This window comes from Nocardioides luteus, assembly GCF_014648595.1.
GTDB lineage: Bacteria > Actinomycetota > Actinomycetes > Propionibacteriales > Nocardioidaceae > Nocardioides > Nocardioides luteus.
In genome coordinates, this window is the sequence record NZ_BMRK01000032.1 from 21,443 (window position 1) to 39,442 (window position 18,000).

An 18,000-nucleotide genomic window follows, 5' to 3' on the forward strand; every position below is an offset into this window, starting at 1 on the left:
CTAGTTGTGGTTGTAGCCGTGTATCCGAGTCAACAACGCTTGCTTGTAGTGCGACTCAGCAGCGTCGATCTCCGCCGCCGGAGTTGTTGGATCGAAGACCCGCAGGATTGAGAAGACGAAGTCCTCGGCATGGGACGTGTCGGCGGCAGCGAGGGCTTTCAGACCCAGATTGCCACCATGACCGTCGCGGGCATAAGCCGACCAGCGTCCCAGGAAGCGCTCGCTGCCATCAGCCTTCCCGACGTACAGCCTGCCGGTGCGTTTGTCGGCGATCAGATAGATTCCCTGGACTGCGGCTAAGGCTGCACGCCAAGCGGCGTAACGGGAGTCCTCGATTACGGCCTGCAGGGTCGGGAAGTCGATCACAAACCGTTCGTACCCGGGAAATGGCACAGTCTCAGGGTCAGCGATCTCTACGACCCGCATCGCCATGGCGGCGTTACCCAGCTTCGCCCAATTGATCGTGTCCGATGTCCACTCGACCACCAGTCGTTGTTCCAGGTTGGCGAGCAGGGCAGACGGACGAAGATCGAACCAACGGCGCTCTTGGGCGCGCCTCCATGGCACGTGATCGGGCGCATCGACCTGGCCGTGGTTCTCATACACGGCCAGCAGGCGAGAACGTCGACCACCGTCGGCGATGAATGTCAACCAGAGACCGGGCGGGCTCGCCGGCACCTTGTTCCGCAGATCTTGCTCCCGCGTATAGGCGACAACCTTCTCTACCGTGAGGTCGGCCGGACCGCGAAGGCCGTCGGGCGAGTAGGTGTGTCGGACCAACAACACGGATGCCGAGTCGCTGACATGAGCCGCGCTCAGCACGTGGCTGAGGTTCAGCTCGAACGGCCCACTGGACGCTGGGATAGTCACGGATGGTGAATCTAGCCGGACCCTCGGGTATAGGCGTCACCACTTCAAAGATTCACTGGCAGCAAATTGGTGCACCAGCGGGCACCGAGCAACATCTGGGCAAATCGTCTTCGTGAACTCGAGGTGAGTGAAGATGACGAAACCGCACGCGGCTGCTGCGGTGTGACTACTCTCGCCTCATGGCGGAATCAGAGGACAAGCTCTACCGGACGACGATCCAGACGATCGGCGCTGTGGCCAAGCTGCCGATTGTGCGTGTCGACCGAGAAGCGTTCCTCCGCAAGCACTTCAGTGACTCCCCGCACCTGGACGTGATCCTGGAGAGGGGACCGCAGGCGGTGTACTCGGTCCAGTCTCTCAGCCGTAAGGCCGACTCGATCATCAAGACCAGCGCGGCCAAGACGTCGGCGGCCTCCTTCGTGACCGGATTCGCCGGCAACCCGACGCTGATGGTGGCCGCGGGCGGTGCCGACCTTGCGCAGTACTTCGGCTTTGCGATCAACGTCGCCCAGCAGATCGCCTACCTGTTCGGTGAGGACGAACTCTTCGACGGCGGAGGCGACCTGTCCGAGGCCGCTCAGATCCGGGTGATCGCCTACCTCGGTGCGATGTTCGGTGCGGCCGGGGCCGCGGGACTCATCACTCAGACCTCAACGGTGATCGGTGCGAACGTCGGCAAGAAGGTGGCGTCGCAAGCACTGACCAAGACGGTCTGGTTTCCGCTGGTGAGGAAGGTCGGCGCGGCGATCGGCATGAAGATCACGAAGAAGACGGTGGAGAAGTCGATCACCAAGGCGGTGCCCATCGTCGGCGGGGTTGTCTCGGGTGGGCTGACGTACGTCACCTTCCGTCCGATGGGCCGCCGCCTCGCCGAAGTGATGGTTAAGAACCTCAATGGCGAGTTCGACGACCACCTCGAGCTCAACCCCGAATTCGCAGCCCTTGCCGATCCGGTCCCGGTCGTGGTCGTCGAGCCCCAGCGTCCGGCTTTGGAGCTCGAGTGAGCCCGGGCGTCAAGGGTTGAGGACAGCGTCCAGAGGCGTTCAGGTGGGCAGCGGGATCTTGATCGGGCGTGTCTCGATCCCGATCACGGACGGTCGAGAAGATGCATGTTCGGTGCGCGGGCTGCTTCAGATAGATCCGCGAGTTGGATAACGGTCCGGCCGGCCGCTTCGAGCGTCTCAGCCCCGACGCAGTCGACGAAGGTCGATGGTTCGCGCCAGGCGTACACGATCCGTGGGATGCCTTCGTTCAGGATGTGCTGGGTGCAGGTGACAGCACTGATGGCCATCGAGATGGGCAAACCCGTCTCCCAGGCGAAGGGCGAGGTGGCGCTGGCCGCCGCGATCTTCGAGTACTACGCCACCACGGGCCCGCAGTTCCTCGAGGACGAGCAGCTCGACATCGCCGGCAAGGGCCGCGCGGTCGTACGCACCGATCCCATCGGCCCTCTGGTCGGTGTCATGCCGTGGAACTTCCCGCACTATCAGGTGGCCCGCTTCGTCGCCCCCAACCTGCTCCTCGGGAACACCATCCTGCTCAAGCACGCCAGCAACTGCCCTCAGCAGGCGCTGCGGATCGCTGACGTCCTCGAGGCTGCGGGCGCCCCCTCGGTGTCTATCAGAACCTGTTCGCGACCAACGACCAGGTCGCGCGGATGATCGCCGATCCCCGTATCCAGGGTGTCTCCCTGACCGGTTCCGAGCGGGCCGGCCAGGCGGTCGGTCGCGTGGCCGGCGAGCACATGAAGAAGTGTGTGCTCGAGCTCGGCGGGTCCGACCCGTTCATCGTCCTCGCCGATGCTGACGTGCCCTCGGCCGCCCGCGACGCGGCAACCGGTCGCTTTGCCAACGCCGGTCAGGCGTGCACGTCGGCGAAGCGCATCATCGTCGAGGACGCTGTGTGGGAGGCGTTCCTCGAGAACTTCCTCGAGCAGGCCGAGCAGTGGACGCTCGGTGACCCGTCGCTGCCTGAGACGAAGCTCGGACCGATGGCTTCCCTCGCAGGTCGCGCCGACCTCGATGAGCAGGTGCGCGACGCCCGTGCCAAGGGCGCGACGGTCCACCTCGGCGGCGCCGTGCCGGACGGGCCCGGCGCGTACTATCCGGCCACCGTGCTCACCGGCGTGGACGAGTCGATGCGTGCCTACCGCGAGGAGCTGTTCGGTCCCGTTGCCGTCCTCTACCGGGTGGCCTCCGCCGAGGAGGCCGTCTCGGTCGCGAACGACTCGCCCTTCGGGCTCGGAGCCGCGGTCTACGGCACCGACGAGGGCAAGACTCGGGAGATCGCAGACCAGCTCGAGGTCGGCATGGTCGGCATCAACACGACGATCAAGAGCGCGCCCGACCTGCCCTTCGGCGGCGTCAAAGCCTCCGGGGTCGGTCGTGAGCTCGGCCGGTTCGGGCTCGACGAGTTCGCGAACAAGAAGCTGGTACGCGACCTGGCGTCCTGAGGGTGCTCACGGGTTGAGCGTATGCGTCGGATCTGGCCCCACCCTCGGTTGAGGCTGGGGCGCACCCGGTCGCCGGGGACCTCCCGCCGGCTGCGGCGGATGAGCTCGTCGCAGAGGGTCGTCCTGCCTGTGGTCTCCTCGGCTCTCAGACCACGCCGTGCTCGAACGCGAAGGCGGTGGCGGCGGTGCGGGAGGGGACGTCGAGCTTGGTGAAGATGTTGGAGAGGTGGCGGGCGACGGTCTTCTCGCTGAGGACCAGGTCGGCGGCGATCTGGGCGTTGCTGCGGCCGGAGGCGACCAGGCGGAGGACCTCGGCCTCACGGGCGGTGAGGCCGGCGGGGAGGGTGGTGGGGGCGAGGAGGCGTTCGGCTTCGTCGGCGGTTGGGCGGGCGCCGATCTGCCGGAAGACCGTACGTGCGGCCTCGATCTCGCGGCGAGACGACTCGGTGTCGCCGACCGCTGCCAGGGCTCGCCCGGTCAGCAGCCGCGCGCACGCCCGTTCGAACGCGGCATCGGCGCGGGCCCAGAGCTGCTGCGCCTTCCGGAGATAGGGGAGGGCGCCGGCGGCGTCGCCGGTGGCGAGCTCGACCTCGCCATGGGCGTGGGCGGCTGCGGCCTCGAGCCAGACGCAGCCGACGTGGCCGGCCAGGTCGTCGAGCTCGGCGGCTGCCTGGCGAGCACGCTCGCCCTGGCCGGCGGCCACGAGGATCGAGACCGCTGCCGGCAGGAGCCGGCAGCGCTGGACCGGGCCGCCGGTCTCCGCGAGCAGCCGGTCGATCGCGGCCGACGCCGCCGCGCGCTGGCCACGGGCCGACCAGAGCAGCGCGAGACCGGGCTGCGGGTCGAAGCCGCTGTCGGCGGCTCGCTCGTAGGCGGCGTCGGCCTCGTCGAGGTCGCCGCGCAGCCGGAGCACCTCACCGGCCTCGTAGGCAGCCAGGCCCGCCGCGTCCGGGGAGTGCACCTCCTGGTAGCGGCGGGTGGCGTGCTCGAACTCGTCCAGAGCCTGCTGCCACTCGCCGTGCAGCCGCAGCAGCTGGCCGCGGTGGACCGCGCACTGGCCGGTGAACGCCAGCAACCCCGGCTGGGCGGCGCACCAGCGTTCGAGGGCGGCGGTCCACTCCGCGACTCTGCCGAAGTCGCTGATCTCCTGGCAGCCCTCGATCGCGGTGCAGAAGACGTGCCCGGCGACCACGGGGGAGGCCTCGCCGGCGACGACCCGGACCATCGCCTCGTCGAGCAGTGCGAGCCCCTCGCCGACCCTGCCGGAGTAGATCGCCATCCGTCCCTGAGCGGACATGCCCAGGGCGGTGAGGTCCGGTTCGTCGTGGAGTCGGCCGCACGCGGTCACGGCGTCGGCGCAGCTGCCGGCCACGGCGTAGTCACCGGCCGCCAACGCACGGAACAGCCGCAGGAAGTCCACCCAGCCGAGATCGACGCCGCTGTCGAGACCGGCGACCAGACTCTCCGCGCGCGAGGTCCAGCCGTGGGCGAGCGCGCTCTCCCCATGGACGTGCGAGATCATCGTGATCCGGAATGCGCAGCGCACCGAGCGGCCGAGGTCACCGTCCTCGTGGCTCCGCCGAAAGGCCTGGTGCAGGGCCGTGACGGCCTGGTCATGATGTCCGGTCAGCTCGGCGGCGACCGCGAGGTCCTCGAGGTCGCCGGTCGAGAACGAGTCCGGTTCGGCGCCCGCCCATGCCGCGTACGCAGCGCCCCAGTCGCCGCGCGCGAACTCCGCCCGAGCGCTCTCCGGCTGGACGTCGGCCACGGCAGGCACCTCCACTGCAGAGGCTACGCCGATCACGAGGCCGGCGAGAGCCGTGCAGCCCGCTTCATCCGGGACACGATGCGGTCGACGACGAGCGCCGCGTCACGACCTGCGCCGGAGAGGAGCATCGAGCTGAAGGCGTACTGGAAGCTGAGGCCGCAGAAGAAGAGCCCTTCGGCCTCAGAGACCACCCCGCGCATCTCGCGCGGCCAGCCGCCCTCGTCGAAGACCGGGAGGTGGATCCAGTCGAAGGTCTGCCGGAACCCGGTGGCCCACACGACGTTGGCGACCTCGCGCGGCTCCCCGGCGACGACCGGCAGCCCGTCGCGTACCTCCTCGATCCGCGAGGTGACGCGCTCGACTCCGCGCTCGGTGAGGTCGGCGCGCTTCACCCGCAGCATCGGCCCGCCGTGGTGCCGGATCTCGTCCATCTCCTTGCGCCCGATCGGGGTACGCCGCGTGACCACGTGCTTCCACGCGAACAGCAGCATCGGGAAGATCAGGTGCATCACCGGCGCCTCCAGGCGCGGCGGGATCTCACCGCAGTCGCGCCCGGCGAGGATCGTCGGCCGCGAGGCTGCGACCTCGAAGGCGATGTCGCAGCCGGAGTGGCTGGCCCCGACGACGAGCACAGGGCCGTCGCGCAGCTGCCCGGGTCGGCGGTACTCGCTGGAGTGCAGCTGCAGGATCGACGGCGAGAGCTGTCCCGCGATCGCCGGGACGTTCGGCGTACGCCCGAAGGTGCCGGTCGCGACCACGACGTTGTCGCACGTCCAGGTGCCCCGGTCGGTCCGCACCCGGAACCGGTCGCCGTCCCGGTCGAGCGCGAGCACGCGGGTCTCGAGCCGCACCGGCAGTTCGAAGGTGCGGGCGTAGGTCTCCAGGTAGTCCCCGACGTCGTCCTTGCCCGGGAACGCCCACCGCTTCGCCGGGAACGCCATCCCGGGCAGCGAGTCGTACTTGGCCGGTGAGTAGAGCTTGAGCGAGTCCCACTGGCGTCGCCAGTTGTCGCCGATCCGGGCGTTCGCGTCGAGGATGACGAACGGGCGGCCGCGCCGCCGCAGGTGGTAGCCGGTCGCCAGGCCCGCCTGGCCCGCGCCGATGATGACGGTCTCGATGTGTGTGGTGTCCATGCTCGCGACGCTAGGTCCGCGCGACGCCGCTCCGCGTCGGGCGTACGACGCATCCGGCTGCTGGCCGATGGGTAGATCTGCCCATCGACGGGATGCCCCGGACAAATCGCGGGCAGTCGGTGCGGGCGGTCACTAGGGTGAGCGGGTGAACGAGCCCGAGATCTCTCTGGAACATCGACTCCGCGAAGCTCTGGGCGCCTGCCGGAAGAGCATCTTCCCGGCCTACGCGAGTCCCGCCGATACGTTCGAGGAGCTTGCGAAGGCGTGCCGCGAGCTGGGCATCGAGGAGTGGGACACCTACGCCGAGCGCGGTCCGGTCGCACGGCTGGAGGCCGAGGTCGGGGAGCTGCTCGGCAAGTCGGCGGTCTTCTTCCCCTCGGGAGTGATGGCGCAGCAGATCGCGCTGCGGATCCACGCCGACAATGCGGGCAACCGACGCGTCGCGATGCCGGACCTGTCCCATCTGCTGGTGCACGAGGACGACGGCCCGCGGATCCTGCAGGACCTGCGCATCGAGCACCTCACCACGGGGCGAACCACCCCGACGAAGGCCGCGCTCGACGCGATCCCCGGGCCGCTGGCGGCATGTCTGGTCGAGCTCCCGCTGCGGGACGCAGGGTGTCTGCTGCCGAGCTTCGACGAGCTCGCCGAGCTGTCGAAGGGGTGTCGTGACCGCGGCATCGCCCTCCACTTCGACGGCGCCCGGATCTGGGAGTCGCAGCAGTGGTTCGGCAGGCCGCTGGCCGACATCGCCGACCTCGCGGACAGCGTCTACGTCAGCTTCTACAAGGGCCTGGGCGGCCTTGCCGGAGCGGCACTGCTGGGCGACGACGACTTCGTCGCCCAGGCGCGGCTGTGGCGACACCGGATGGGCGGCACGCTCTACCGCTCCACCGCAGAAGCAGTCTCGGCGCTGGTCGGGCTGCGCGACCAGCTGCCGCTGATGAGCGGATTCTCGGCGTGGGGAAGGAGCCTGGCGGCGGCGCTGCCGGAGTCGATCACGGTCCAGCCGCCGGTCCCGCACTCCAACACCTTCCTGCTGTACGCCGCAGGCGACCCCGACCAGGTCAACGAACGTCTCCTCGCCGCGCTGGAGGAGCAGTCGCTCGCCTTCAGCAGAGGCTGGATGGCAGCCGAGGAACCGGGCCGGGTGATGACCGAGGTGACGATCGCCGAGGGCGCGCTCGACCTCGACCCCGAGGCGGTCGCCGGCCGGATCGCCGGCCTGTTCAGCTGACGCCGGCTGCCACCGCACCCCGGGCACACTGTCTGCATGCCCGCGCACTACTCCTTCGCCGAGACCTGGGAGCTGCCGATGCCGGCGGAGGCGGTGCGCGACGTGCTCGTCGATCTCGAGCACTACCCGCGGTGGTGGCCCCAGGTGAGGGCGGTGGCGAAGATCAGCGACGACGACGCGCTGCTGGTGTGCCGCTCCCGGCTGCCCTACGCCCTGGAGATCGTGCTGCACGCGATCAGCCGTGACCTGCCGACGCTGGAGGTCGGGATCAGCGGCGACCTCGACGGCTTCGCCCGCTGGACGCTGACACCGGCCCCGGGCGGGAGCCGGATGGTGTTCGAGCAGGAGGTCGTCGTACGCGGCCTGCTCGGTCTCGCTTCGATCGCGGTGCGGCCGCTGCTGGCCTGGAACCACCGGCAGATGATGCTCGGCTGCCGCGAGGGGCTGGAGGGCCGGGTGCAGGGGCCGGTCTAGAGCGCCGAGCCCTTCTGGTATTCCTCCCAGGACAGGTTCCAGTCGCCGAAGCCGTTGTCCCACTCCATCTTCCGGTCGGTGCCGACGGTCTCGACGATGTCACCGACGCGGGCCAGGCCGTAGAGCCAGGCGGCGTTGGCGGTCGAGATGCCGGTGCAGCCGTGGGAGACGTTGGCGTAGCCCTGGGAGCCGGTCGACCACGGCGCGGCGTGGATGAACTCGCCGGAGTTGGTCACGCGCATGGCGTACTCGACGTCGTCGAGGGAGTAGTAGTCGCTCGAGCCCTGGTCGGAGATGCCGATCGTCTCCGAGCGCATCTCCTTGACCCGGTGCTTCTCGGAGATGACCTTGATGCCCGAGCGGGTGGTGAAGCCGGGCTTGCCGGTGGTGACCGGGATCATCCGCAGGACCTTGCCGTTGCTGATGACCTTCATCCGGTGGGTGCGGGCGTTGACCCTGAAGATGTGGGCGTCGCCGACCTTGTAGGTGGCCGAGCGGCTGTGCTGGCCGTAGACGCCGCCACCGGCGGAGGCGCCGTTGATGTCGAGGTCGACCTTGATGGTGGTGCCGGGTTTCCAGTACTTCTGCGGGCGGTAGCGGACCTCGGTGTCGGAGAGCCAGTTCCAGGAGCCGGTCTGCGCCGGCTTCGAGGTGACGTGCATGCGCTTCTCGAAGGAGGCGTGGTCCTTGACCGGTACGTCGAAGTGGACCGCGACCGGCATCCCGATGCCGACCTCGGTGCCGTCGGCGGGCACGATCGTGGCGAAGGTCTGCTCCTTCAGCGAGAGCGCGCGGGTGGTGAAGCTGCTGGTGACCTTGCCGGTCTCACCGATCGCGGTGACGGTGTAGCGCAACGCCGGGTCGAGCAGCTCGTTGGCCGTCCACTTCTTCTTGTCCTCCGACAGCGAGCCGGGGACGGTGTGGCCGTCGGGCTTGGCGACCTTGACCGTCGTGAACTCGCCAGAGGTCGCGGTGACCGTCACCGCGGTGTCGACCGGGACGGCCTTGGCACCGTCGGCGGGCGAGACCTCGGCGGCGAGCGGCTTCGCCGAGGGCGATGCGCCGGCCGACTCGCTCCCCGACGCCGACTTCGGGCTCTCCGAACCGCCGGCACAGCCGGAGAGGGTGCTGAGTGCGACGACGAGCGTGGCGACGACGACAGGGAAAGGACGAACCCGCATGGGATAACTATGCGACAGGTCGGCAACCGAATTCTTGTGTGTCCGTGAGTTCGTCCCACGTGTCGTGCGTCGATGCCGGTCCGCGTCAGTCGTCGCCAGGCCCAAGGCTGGGATGTCGGTGGTGCCGCGTACGGTATCTGCCGATGAGTGAGACTCGCGTCGAGGCGGCGTACGCCAGGGCACTGGCCGCCTTCAAGAACCCGATGCTCGACCTGTTGCACGGTCGGTTCGCGCCGTTCGTGGTCTCCGTGCTGTCGGTGACCTTCACCTCCGAGCGGGCGGCGGTGCCGGTGGTCGACGCCCACGCCGAGATCGGCGAGATGATCGACCGCCTCCGCGCCGGTGGCTATGCTGAGGGTGAGGCGGGCGAGGTGATGCTTCCCGTCGGCACCGCGCGCGAGATGTGCCGCCAGTGGGTGCGCGCCGGCTGGCTGCTGCGCCAGATCGAGGGCGAGGAGGAGGTCTACCGGCTCTCCGCCCACGCGGTGGGCGCGCTGGAGATCGCCGGGCGGGCGAGCGGGTCGCGGGCGCGGGTCTCGGAGTCGCGGGTGCGCACGCTCCTGGAGGCGGTCGAGCGGCTCGCCCAGGACGCCGACCCGGACGTGCTCACCCGGGTCGCGAGGCTGACCGAGGAGATCGCCGAGCGGCGCGCCGAGATCGCCCGCCTGGACCGCACCGGCGTCGTCGACACCGTCGACGACGACACCCTGCTCGAGCAGGCCGAGAACATCCTCCATCTCACCCGGGAGCTCCCCGCAGACTTCGCCCGGGTGGTCGAGTCGATCCGGGCGATGCAGCGCGACGTGGTGACCGAGCTGCGCCAGGACGTACGCCCGGCGGGTGAGGTCCTGCGCGAATACCTGCAGCGGGGCAAGGACGTGATGGCCTCCACGCCGGAGGGCAAGGCGTTCGCCGGCGCCCTGCGGATGGTCGGCGACCCGCGCCGCCTCGATGACCTGGCCGCCAACCTACGCACGGTGCTGCGCCACCGGTTCACGCAGGCGATGGGTCCCGCGGAGCGTGCCGAGCTCGCGGCCGTCGGGCGCCGGATCGAGACCGGCGTCGCCGAGGTGCTCGCCGCCCAGCAGACGGCTTCTCACGTGATCACCACCCAGGTGCGTACCCACGACCCGGCTCGCGACCGGCAGGTCGACGACCTGCTGCGCGACGTGATGGTCGGCCTGCAGGCCTGGATGCCGGAGTCGCGGCCGGCAGAGACGGTCGAGCCGCTGCGACGTCTCCCGGTGGCAGATCTCGGTCATCTGCGTCAGTCGGTGAGCGAGCTGCGTCCGCCCGAGCCGCCGGCGCCGCTGGCCGACTGGACCGAGATGGAGAGCGCCGTCGAGGACACCAAGGCGTGGGGTGGCCCGAGCTACCGGGCGATCGAGGCCCACCTGGACTCCTATGTCGCCGCACGCGCGGGATCGGAGCCGGTCGACGTGGCCGAGGTCTTCGCGGCCGCACCGGAGGAGATCCGGCGCCCGGTCGACCTGCTCGGGCTGCTGGAGATCGCCCACCGTCGTGGGATGGCCGAGACGGGCGAGATCTCGACGATCGAGGCGGTGCGGGCCGACGGGGTGCGCAGGAGGTTCGCGTTCGGTGGGGTACGGATGACGGATGTCGGCGAGGAGAAGAGGGATGGCGTTGAGTGAGACCGTGACACCTGACGAGGCCGTCGCCTACGGCAGCGAGCCGGAGGGCTTCATCGAGCCGGTCTCGATGGAGGACGACCCGACCGAGCTCTTCGTCGGCGACCGGGGCGTCCTGGACGCAGAGGTGCGCCGGGTGCTGGTCCAGCTCCTGCGCCGGCGGTTCATCACCGCCGAGCGGAGCCCCCGGCAGTGGCGTACGCTGCTCGACCACCAGGCGGTGATCGAGTCGCGGCTGCACGACCTCTTCGTACGCCTCGTCGTCGACCACGACCGCGGCATCGCCTACAAGAGGCAGGTGCGCTCCGAAGAGCTCGACGTCCCGGTGCTCCTCAAGGACGACGCCTACTCGCGCGCCGAGACGCTGGTGCTGGTGCACCTGCGCACGGTCTTCCAGCGCGAGCGCGGCGCCGGGCAGAGCTCGGCTCGCGTGGATGCCGACGAGCTCGAGCAGACCGTGCTCACCTACTTCGACGTCGCCAGCGGAGACGCCTCCGCGCGCCGCGAGATCCGCCGCGCGGTCGACCGCCTCGCCCGGGAGGGGCTGATCGAGGAGGAGTCCGAGGACCGCTTTCGGATCACTCCGCTGGTCGAGATCGTGCTGAGCGTCGAGAAGCTCGCCGAGCTCAAGGCGTGGCTGAAGGAGCAGGGGATCCAGCAGTGAACATGATCGACAGCCTTTTCGGCCTGATCCCGGCCCGCTCGACCGGCCGGCAATGGGTCGCCAGCGAGCTCCAGCTGGTCAACTGGGGCGGCTACGACGGCGCCCACCGAGTCCGGTTCTCGCCGAGCGCGACGCTGCTGACCGGCGGCTCCGGCTCGGGCAAGTCAACGCTGATGGACGCCTACATCGCGCTGATCATGCCCCACACCACGCCCTTCAACGGCGCCTCCAACGGTGGGGTCGTCGGTCGGCCCCGAGGCCAGGACCAGCGCAACATCCTCTCCTACGCGCGCGGCAAGATCGACGAGGCCAAGACCGCCGAGGGCACCAAGATCCGGGTGCTGCGCGGCGACGGCCGCGACACCTGGTCGGCGATCGCGATGACGTGGTCGGACCAGACCGGCGCCTGCTTCACCGCGGTGCGTGCCTGGTACGTCCCCGCCTCGGCCAAGAACCTCGACGACGTGACCAAGCTGCGCGCTGTTGCCGAGTCCGGCTTCGACGTACGCGACCTGGAGCCGGTCGCCGCTCACCGGTTCTCCCGGGGCGCCGTCGCGGAGGTCGGGCTGACGCCGATCGACACCGACCGCGACTTCACCGCTCGCATCCACTCCGCGCTCGGCATCGGCGCCGCCGGTGACGGGGAGAAGGCGGTCAACCTGCTCGGCCGGATCCAGGCGGGCCAGCAGATCACCACCGTCGACGACCTCTACAAGAAGATGGTGCTCGAGGAGCCCGAGACGCTGGCGACCGCCGACGGCGTCGTGGCCCACTTCGACGAGCTCTCCGCCACCCGCGACCGCATGGTCACCGCCCAGCAGCAGGTGCGCGCACTGACGCCGATCCGCGAGCACCGTGCCGCGATCGAGGACGCCGCGACCCGGCTCGAGGTCATCGACGGCATCGGCACCTTCACCGACGAGACCACGCCGGCGGGGCTGTGGCGCGCGGGCAGGCGCGTCGACCTGCTCAGCGAGCTCGAGGCGGAGCTGAGCGCCCGCCGCGGCGCCGCAGAGAAGGCCGTCGCCGAGAAGCAGGCGCTCGTCGACGCCGCCGAGTCCGAGCGCGACGGTCTCGCCGTCACCGTCGCGGCCTCCGGTGGCCGTCGCCTCGAGGAGGCGACTCGCGAGATCAGGTCGGCGGAGACCCGGGCCGACAACGTACGCCGGGCCCGCGAGGCGCTGGAAGCCGAGCTCGCGGTCCTCGGCGCGGAGGTGGCCACTCAGGCCGACTTCGAAGCCCTCCAGACGACCGCTCACGAGGCACTGGTCGACGACGACGCCCGCACCACCGCCCTCCACTCCTACGCTGCCGCCCGCTCGGCCGAGTCCGAGGCGCAGGCGCAGGTCGCCCGGCTCCAGGACGAGCTCACCGACGCGGAGAAGACGAAGAACAACATCCCCGAGCCGCTCCGGGCCGCCCGCGCGGTGCTGGCCGAGGCGGCCGGGCTGAGCCCGGCGGAGATGCCGTTCGTCGGCGAGCTGATCGAGGTACGCACCGAGCACGAGGCCTGGCGCGAGGCGTTCAACCTGGCGCTCGGCGGGTTCGCGACCACGATGCTCGTCGACGCCGCCCACGTCGGTGCCTTCCGGGCGGCGATCGAGTCGGTGCGGCAGCGCACCCGGATCCGCTACGAGGCCGTCCCGACCGGCCGCACGGGCGACACGACCCTCGACGAGGGCACGCTCCCCGGGCGCCTGGACTACCGGCGCAGCGTCTTCACCGGCTGGCTCAAGCAGCGCCTCGAGGACCGTCACGGCTACGTCTGCGTGCAGACCCCGGCCCTGCTCGGTCAGCACCGGATGGCGCTCACGGTCACCGGCCAGGTCTCCCAGGGCACCCGCGGGGCGCACGGTGGCCACGGTGGCGGCAACGTGCTCGGGTTCAGCAACACCCGCCGCGTCGCCGAGCTCACCGAGCTGCTCGAGACGGCGAGGACCGACGCCGAGGCCGCGACGAGAGCGGTCGGCGAGGCCGAGCGGGCCATCAAGGACCTCGATCTGCGGCGTACGTCCTTCAAGGCCGTCTCCGCGCTCACCTGGGACCAGGTCGACCTGGCCGGTGCCGAGGCCGAGCGTGACCGCTGGGCGGCGGTGATCGACGAGGTGACCGCCGACAACCCCGAGATCGCGACCCTCCAGGAGCGGCTGAAGCAGGCTCGGGCGAAGGTCGACTCGCTGCGTGAGGGCATCGGCGCAGCCAAGAGCGCCTTCCGAGACCTCGACGAGCGGTGGAGCGACGTGGTCGAGCAGGTCGATCGGGCCAAGGACGCGCTGGAGGATGCGGCGGCCTCCGGCACCGAGATCGCCTCCGCCCAGGCCGACTACCTCGAGCAGCTCTTCAAGGCGGCCGGTGGCGAGGAGGCGGGCCGGCGCGAGGACGCGCTCGCCGAGCTCGACGCCGTCTTCGCCCGGGCGGGGGAGAGCCTCGAGGCCGACCGCGCGTCCGCGCAGGAGACGATCGGGTCCGCGCGCGCCCAGCTGCAGCAGACCTTCGAGTCGTTCCTCGAGCGCTGGCCCAACCCCAACCTCCACTCCGACCCCGAGGCCTCCTACGCCGACTTCGACCGGCTGCTCGACGAGCTGCAGACCAGCGGCCTGCACGAGCTCGAGGTCGAGTGGCGCGACTCGTTGCTCAACCTCTCCGGCAACGACCTCACCAACCTCGACTCGACCCTGTCGCGGGCCGTACGCGAGATCCGCGACCGGATCGACCCGATCAACCAGATCCTCGCCGGGCTGCCCTTCAACGACGACGATCATCGGCTGCGCATCGACACCCAGGAGGGCCAGTCGGCCGTACGAGGGCGGTTCCGCAAGGAGCTGCGCGCCGTGCGCGACCTCATCGAGAAGGCGACCACCAACGAGACCCGCGAGCAGGCCTACACCAGGATGTCGCGGCTCATCGACCGGATGCGCCGCACCGCCCCGGACTTCGCCGACCTGATCGACGTACGCAACCACGTCCGCGTCTCCGCCGAGAAGATCTCCGCTGCTACCGGTGAGCACGTCGCCCTCTACGACCACATCGGGGAGAAGTCCGGCGGCGAGTCGCAGGAGCTGGTCGCCTTCATCGTCGGCGCCGCGCTGCGCTACCAGCTCGGCGACGCCGGCGCCGAGCGGCCCCGTTACGCACCCGTCTTCCTCGACGAGGCGCTCATCAAGGCCGACGCCCGCTTCACCGGCCGCGCCATCGGCGCCTGGCGGGGCCTCGGCTTCCAGCTCATCATCGGTGCGCCCAACGACAAGCACAGCGCGATCGAGCCGCACGTCGACGTGCAGTACACCGTCCTCAAGGACGCCCAGGGTCACTCGTTCCCGATGCTCGAGGTCGGTCTGGACGAAGTCGCGCTATGACAGAGGGTCCGACCTTGTGAAGCGTTCACAAGGTCGGACCCTCTGTCATAGCGCAGGCGAGACCTACGGCTGGATCGAGAGGAACAGGAACGAGGCCAGCAGCACCAGGTGGACGAACCCCTGGAGGGCGTAGACGCGGCCCTGGACGACGGTGAGGCCGGTGACGAAAACGGTGATCACCAGGAGCACGATCTGGGTGGCGTCGAGGCCGAGCTCGAGGGGGCCGGTGAGCCAGATCATCGCCACCGCGATGGTCGGAATGGTCAGGCCGATCGAGGCCATCGCGGAGCCGTAGGCCAGGTTGAGGCTGGTCTGCACCCGGTCGCGGCCGGCGTTGCGTACGGCGGCGATGGACTCGGGAGCGAGCACCAGGATCGCGATCACGACGCCGACGACGGCGTAGGGGAAGCCGAGGCTCTCGACGGTGCTCTCGATGGTGGGGGAGAGGACCTTCGCCAGGCCGACCACGGAGATGAGGGAGACCAGGAGCAGCGCCCCGCTGAGCGCAGCCTCGCCGGTCGAGGGCGGTTCGGCGTGGCCGTCCTCGTCGAGGTCGAGCAGGCCGGTCATCCGGCCGTGCTCGTCGCTGGCGACCGGGAGGAAGAAGTCGCGATGACGCACGGTCTGGGTGAACAGGAAGGCGACATAGAGCGCCAGCGAGGCGATCGCGGCGAAGATCAGCTGGGAGGAGGAGTACTGCCCACCGTGGGCCGAGGTGGTGTAGTTCGGCAGCACCAGGGTGAGGCCGGCCAGCGCGATCACGGTGGCGACCGCGGAGCCCGTGCCGGCGGCGTTGAAGCTGACCAGACCGTGCTTGAGGGCTCCGATGAGGAGCGAGAGCCCGACGATGCCGTTGAGGGTGATCATCACGGCGGCGAAGACGGTGTCGCGAGCGTAGGTGCTGGTGTTGTCACCGCCGCTGGTCATCAGCATGACGATCAGGCCGACCTCGATCACCGTCACCGCGACCGCCAGGATCAGCGAGCCGAACGGCTCACCGACCTTGTGGGCGACCACCTCGGCGTGATGGACCGCGCTGAGCACCGCCAGGACCAGGATCACGCCGACCACGGCGAGGATCGACCAGTGGTCGTGACGCATCCACGAGAACACCAGCACGATGATCGCCAGGATCGGTACGAACACTGACCACTGCATCCGGCCACGAATCGCTGGTGCACTCATGAGCAGACCCTAACCTGGGTTCGGGCCGCCGACACGATGCTCGACACGCGCTCGTAGCCTGAGGTCGTGGCTTCCGATACTCCGAACACCGCACCCTCCGCCTACACGCCTCCCGCCGACTTCAAGACCCGTCCTGACCTGTTGGGGCGCTTCGGGGTGGTGGGCTCGACGCACTACCTCGCCAGCGGCACCGCGCAGGGGGTGCTCGAGCGCGGCGGCAACGCCTTCGACGCGGTCGTGGCGGCCGGCTTCGTGCTCCACGTCGTCGAGCCGCACCTCAACGGTCCCGGCGGTGACCTGGTCGGGATCTTCGCCCCTGCGGAGGGCGAGGCGACCGTGCTGATGGGTCAGGGCCCGGCTCCTGCCGGAGCGTCGGTCGAGCACATGCGGGCCGAGGGGCTCGAGCTCGTACCGGGCTCGGGGGCGCTGGCCGCAGCGGTGCCGGGTGCGGTCGAGGCGTGGCTGATGCTGCTGCGCGACCACGGCACCTGGGAGCTGGGCGAGGTGCTCGCCTACGCCATCGACTACGCCCGCAACGGCCATCCGATCCTCGGCCGGGCGGTCTCCACCATCGCCACCGTCGCCGACCTCTTCCGCGACCACTGGCCGACCTCGGCCGACCTCTGGCTGGTCGACGGCCGCCCGCCCGAGCCGGACACGATGGTCCGCAACGAGGCCTACGCCGCCGTGCTCGACCGGCTCGTCGCGGCCGGTGACGGCGTCGCGACCCGTGAGGAGCGCATCGATGCGGCCCGCACCGCGTGGAAGAGCGGGTTCGTCGCCGAGGCGATCGAGAACTTCGTACGCACGCCGCACCGGCACTCTTCCGGAACCGATCATTCCGGCGTGATCACGGCGGCCGACATGGCCGGGTTCTCGGCTGCGTACGAGAAGCCGGTGACGACCGAGTTCCGCGGACACACCATCGCCAAGGCGGGGCCCTGGACCCAGGGCCCGGTGCTGCTCCAGGCGCTCAACCTGCTCGAGCCGCTCGACGACGCCCTGCTCGACCCGAGCAACCCGGCTGGCGCCCACACGATCCTCGAGGCGATCAAGCTCGCCTTCGCCGACCGCGACGCCCACTACGGCGACAACGCCGACCCGGCGACGATCTCGACGTTGCTCTCGAAGGAGTACGCCGAGTCCCGGCGCGCGCTCATCGGCGAGGTCGCCTCGGCCGAGGTGCGGCCCGGGCTGGGTGCGACGGCCTTCCCGCCGCTGCGCGAGACCTACGACCCGGCCGCTGCCGCATCGGGCGTGGGGGAGCCGACCGTCTCCCGTGACGGTGAGACCCGCGGCGACACCTGCCACATCGACGTCGTCGACCGCTGGGGCAACATGGTCGCCGTCACCCCCTCCGGCGGCTGGCTGCAGTCCTCGCCGACCATCCCCGAGCTCGGCTTCTGCCTCGGCACCCGCCTGCAGATGACCTGGCTCGAGCCCGGGCTGTCCTCCACGCTCACCCCCGGCCGCCGCCCTCGGACGACCCTCACGCCCACCCTCGTCCTCCGCGACGGCCAGGCCGTCACCGCCGTCGGCTCACCCGGCGGCGACCAGCAGGACCAGTGGCAGCTCCTCTACCTCCTGCGCACCATCGTCGGCGGCTACTCACCCCAAGAAGCCATCGACGCCCCCGCCCTCAACTCCCTCTCCTTCCCCGGCTCCTTCTGGCCCCGCACCTGGGTCCCCGCCGGCGCCGTGCTGGAGGACCGGCTCGGCGACGACGTCATCTCCGACCTCCGGTCCCGCGGGCATGCTGTGAAACTGAGCGGCGACTGGTCTCTCGGGCGGCTCTCAGCTGTCACGCGGGATCCTGCGACCGGGACGCTTTCTGCTGCGGCTAATCCTCGGGGGGCTCAGGGGTACGCGGTCGGTCGGTAGGGCTCCGGGCGTCCCGGTGGTCGAGCCTGTCGAGACCTATGCCCCCGGTGGTCGAGCTTGTCGAGACCACCCTTCGTGCGGCCATCGCCAAGCGACTCTTGTTTCGTTCCCAGGTTCGCCGCCGACCCGATCTCTGAGTGTTTCTCGATC

The 18,000-nt window shown here is 70.0% G+C and carries 12 protein-coding genes and 1 pseudogene; 8 read left to right on the top strand and 5 right to left on the bottom strand.

The features are described from left to right. Positions 1-870, bottom strand: a complete 870-nt coding sequence (locus tag IEY81_RS23220; RefSeq protein ID WP_229788114.1) for a GIY-YIG nuclease family protein — start codon at positions 868-870, stop codon at positions 1-3. A 233-nt stretch (positions 871-1,103) separates the two neighbouring features. Between IEY81_RS23220 and IEY81_RS23225 the strand changes: the two genes are divergently transcribed. Together IEY81_RS23225 and IEY81_RS23230 are read left to right on the top strand one after the other, a co-directional pair. After that, on the top strand, positions 1,104-1,874 hold the full coding sequence (locus IEY81_RS23225; RefSeq protein WP_229788115.1) for a hypothetical protein: 771 nt from the start codon (positions 1,104-1,106) through the stop codon (positions 1,872-1,874). A 291-nt stretch (positions 1,875-2,165) separates the two neighbouring features. Beyond that, a pseudogene (locus IEY81_RS23230) lies at positions 2,166-3,322 on the top strand (NAD-dependent succinate-semialdehyde dehydrogenase). Positions 3,323-3,467: 145 nt separating this feature from the next. Here IEY81_RS23230 and IEY81_RS23235 read toward each other — a convergent pair. Then, the gene (locus IEY81_RS23235; protein ID WP_229788116.1) at positions 3,468-5,090 is read right to left on the bottom strand and encodes a helix-turn-helix transcriptional regulator; all 1,623 of its coding nucleotides are present in this window, start codon (positions 5,088-5,090) and stop codon (positions 3,468-3,470) included. A 32-nt stretch (positions 5,091-5,122) separates the two neighbouring features. After that, positions 5,123-6,223, bottom strand: coding sequence for a flavin-containing monooxygenase (locus tag IEY81_RS23240; protein WP_189120868.1), 1,101 nt, complete (start codon positions 6,221-6,223; stop codon positions 5,123-5,125). A gap of 145 nt (positions 6,224-6,368) precedes the next feature. Here IEY81_RS23240 and IEY81_RS23245 point away from each other — a divergent pair, with 145 nt between their 5' ends. Further along, positions 6,369-7,460: a threonine aldolase family protein gene (locus IEY81_RS23245; RefSeq protein WP_189120869.1), complete on the top strand. Its 1,092-nt coding sequence runs from the start codon at positions 6,369-6,371 to the stop codon at positions 7,458-7,460. Positions 7,461-7,496: 36 nt separating this feature from the next. Further along, positions 7,497-7,934, top strand: a complete 438-nt coding sequence (locus IEY81_RS23250) for an SRPBCC family protein (protein WP_189120870.1) — start codon at positions 7,497-7,499, stop codon at positions 7,932-7,934. Here IEY81_RS23250 and IEY81_RS23255 read toward each other — a convergent pair. Then, positions 7,931-9,115: a L,D-transpeptidase gene (locus IEY81_RS23255; RefSeq protein ID WP_189120871.1), complete on the bottom strand. Its 1,185-nt coding sequence runs from the start codon at positions 9,113-9,115 to the stop codon at positions 7,931-7,933. The genes IEY81_RS23250 and IEY81_RS23255 overlap by 4 nt on opposite strands. Positions 9,116-9,258: 143 nt before the next feature. Between IEY81_RS23255 and IEY81_RS23260 the strand changes: the two genes are divergently transcribed. Genes IEY81_RS23260 through IEY81_RS23270 form a run of 3 tightly spaced genes read left to right on the top strand, consistent with a single transcriptional unit; the run spans position 9,259 to position 14,784 of the window. Beyond that, complete coding sequence (locus tag IEY81_RS23260) at positions 9,259-10,767, top strand: DUF3375 domain-containing protein (protein WP_189120872.1); 1,509 nt, start codon at positions 9,259-9,261, stop codon at positions 10,765-10,767. Further along, entirely contained in the window at positions 10,754-11,428 is a 675-nt protein-coding gene (locus IEY81_RS23265) for a DUF4194 domain-containing protein (protein ID WP_189120873.1), read from the top strand. Before IEY81_RS23260 ends, IEY81_RS23265 begins: the two co-directional genes overlap by 14 nt. Positions 11,429-11,430: 2 nt before the next feature. Then, positions 11,431-14,784: an ATP-binding protein gene (locus tag IEY81_RS23270; protein ID WP_229788117.1), complete on the top strand. Its 3,354-nt coding sequence runs from the start codon at positions 11,431-11,433 to the stop codon at positions 14,782-14,784. A 63-nt stretch (positions 14,785-14,847) separates the two neighbouring features. Here the strand turns inward: IEY81_RS23270 and IEY81_RS23275 are convergent, their stop codons facing one another. Beyond that, on the bottom strand, positions 14,848-15,969 hold the full coding sequence (locus IEY81_RS23275; protein WP_189120875.1) for a calcium:cation antiporter: 1,122 nt from the start codon (positions 15,967-15,969) through the stop codon (positions 14,848-14,850). Between the two features lie 66 nt (positions 15,970-16,035). Between IEY81_RS23275 and IEY81_RS23280 the strand changes: the two genes are divergently transcribed. Then, positions 16,036-17,850: a gamma-glutamyltransferase family protein gene (locus IEY81_RS23280; RefSeq protein ID WP_229788118.1), complete on the top strand. Its 1,815-nt coding sequence runs from the start codon at positions 16,036-16,038 to the stop codon at positions 17,848-17,850. Positions 17,851-18,000: the final 150 nt, after the last annotated feature.

Coding starts and splice junctions, on each gene's coding strand:
- IEY81_RS23240 (WP_189120868.1), bottom strand. CDS start 6,223: ATGGACACCACACACATCGAGACCGTCATCATCGGCGCGGGCCAGGCG.
- IEY81_RS23250 (WP_189120870.1), top strand. CDS start 7,497: ATGCCCGCGCACTACTCCTTCGCCGAGACCTGGGAGCTGCCGATGCCG.
- IEY81_RS23255 (WP_189120871.1), bottom strand. CDS start 9,115: ATGCGGGTTCGTCCTTTCCCTGTCGTCGTCGCCACGCTCGTCGTCGCA.
- IEY81_RS23275 (WP_189120875.1), bottom strand. CDS start 15,969: ATGAGTGCACCAGCGATTCGTGGCCGGATGCAGTGGTCAGTGTTCGTA.
- IEY81_RS23260 (WP_189120872.1), top strand. CDS start 9,259: ATGAGTGAGACTCGCGTCGAGGCGGCGTACGCCAGGGCACTGGCCGCC.
- IEY81_RS23270 (WP_229788117.1), top strand. CDS start 11,431: ATGATCGACAGCCTTTTCGGCCTGATCCCGGCCCGCTCGACCGGCCGG.
- IEY81_RS23265 (WP_189120873.1), top strand. CDS start 10,754: ATGGCGTTGAGTGAGACCGTGACACCTGACGAGGCCGTCGCCTACGGC.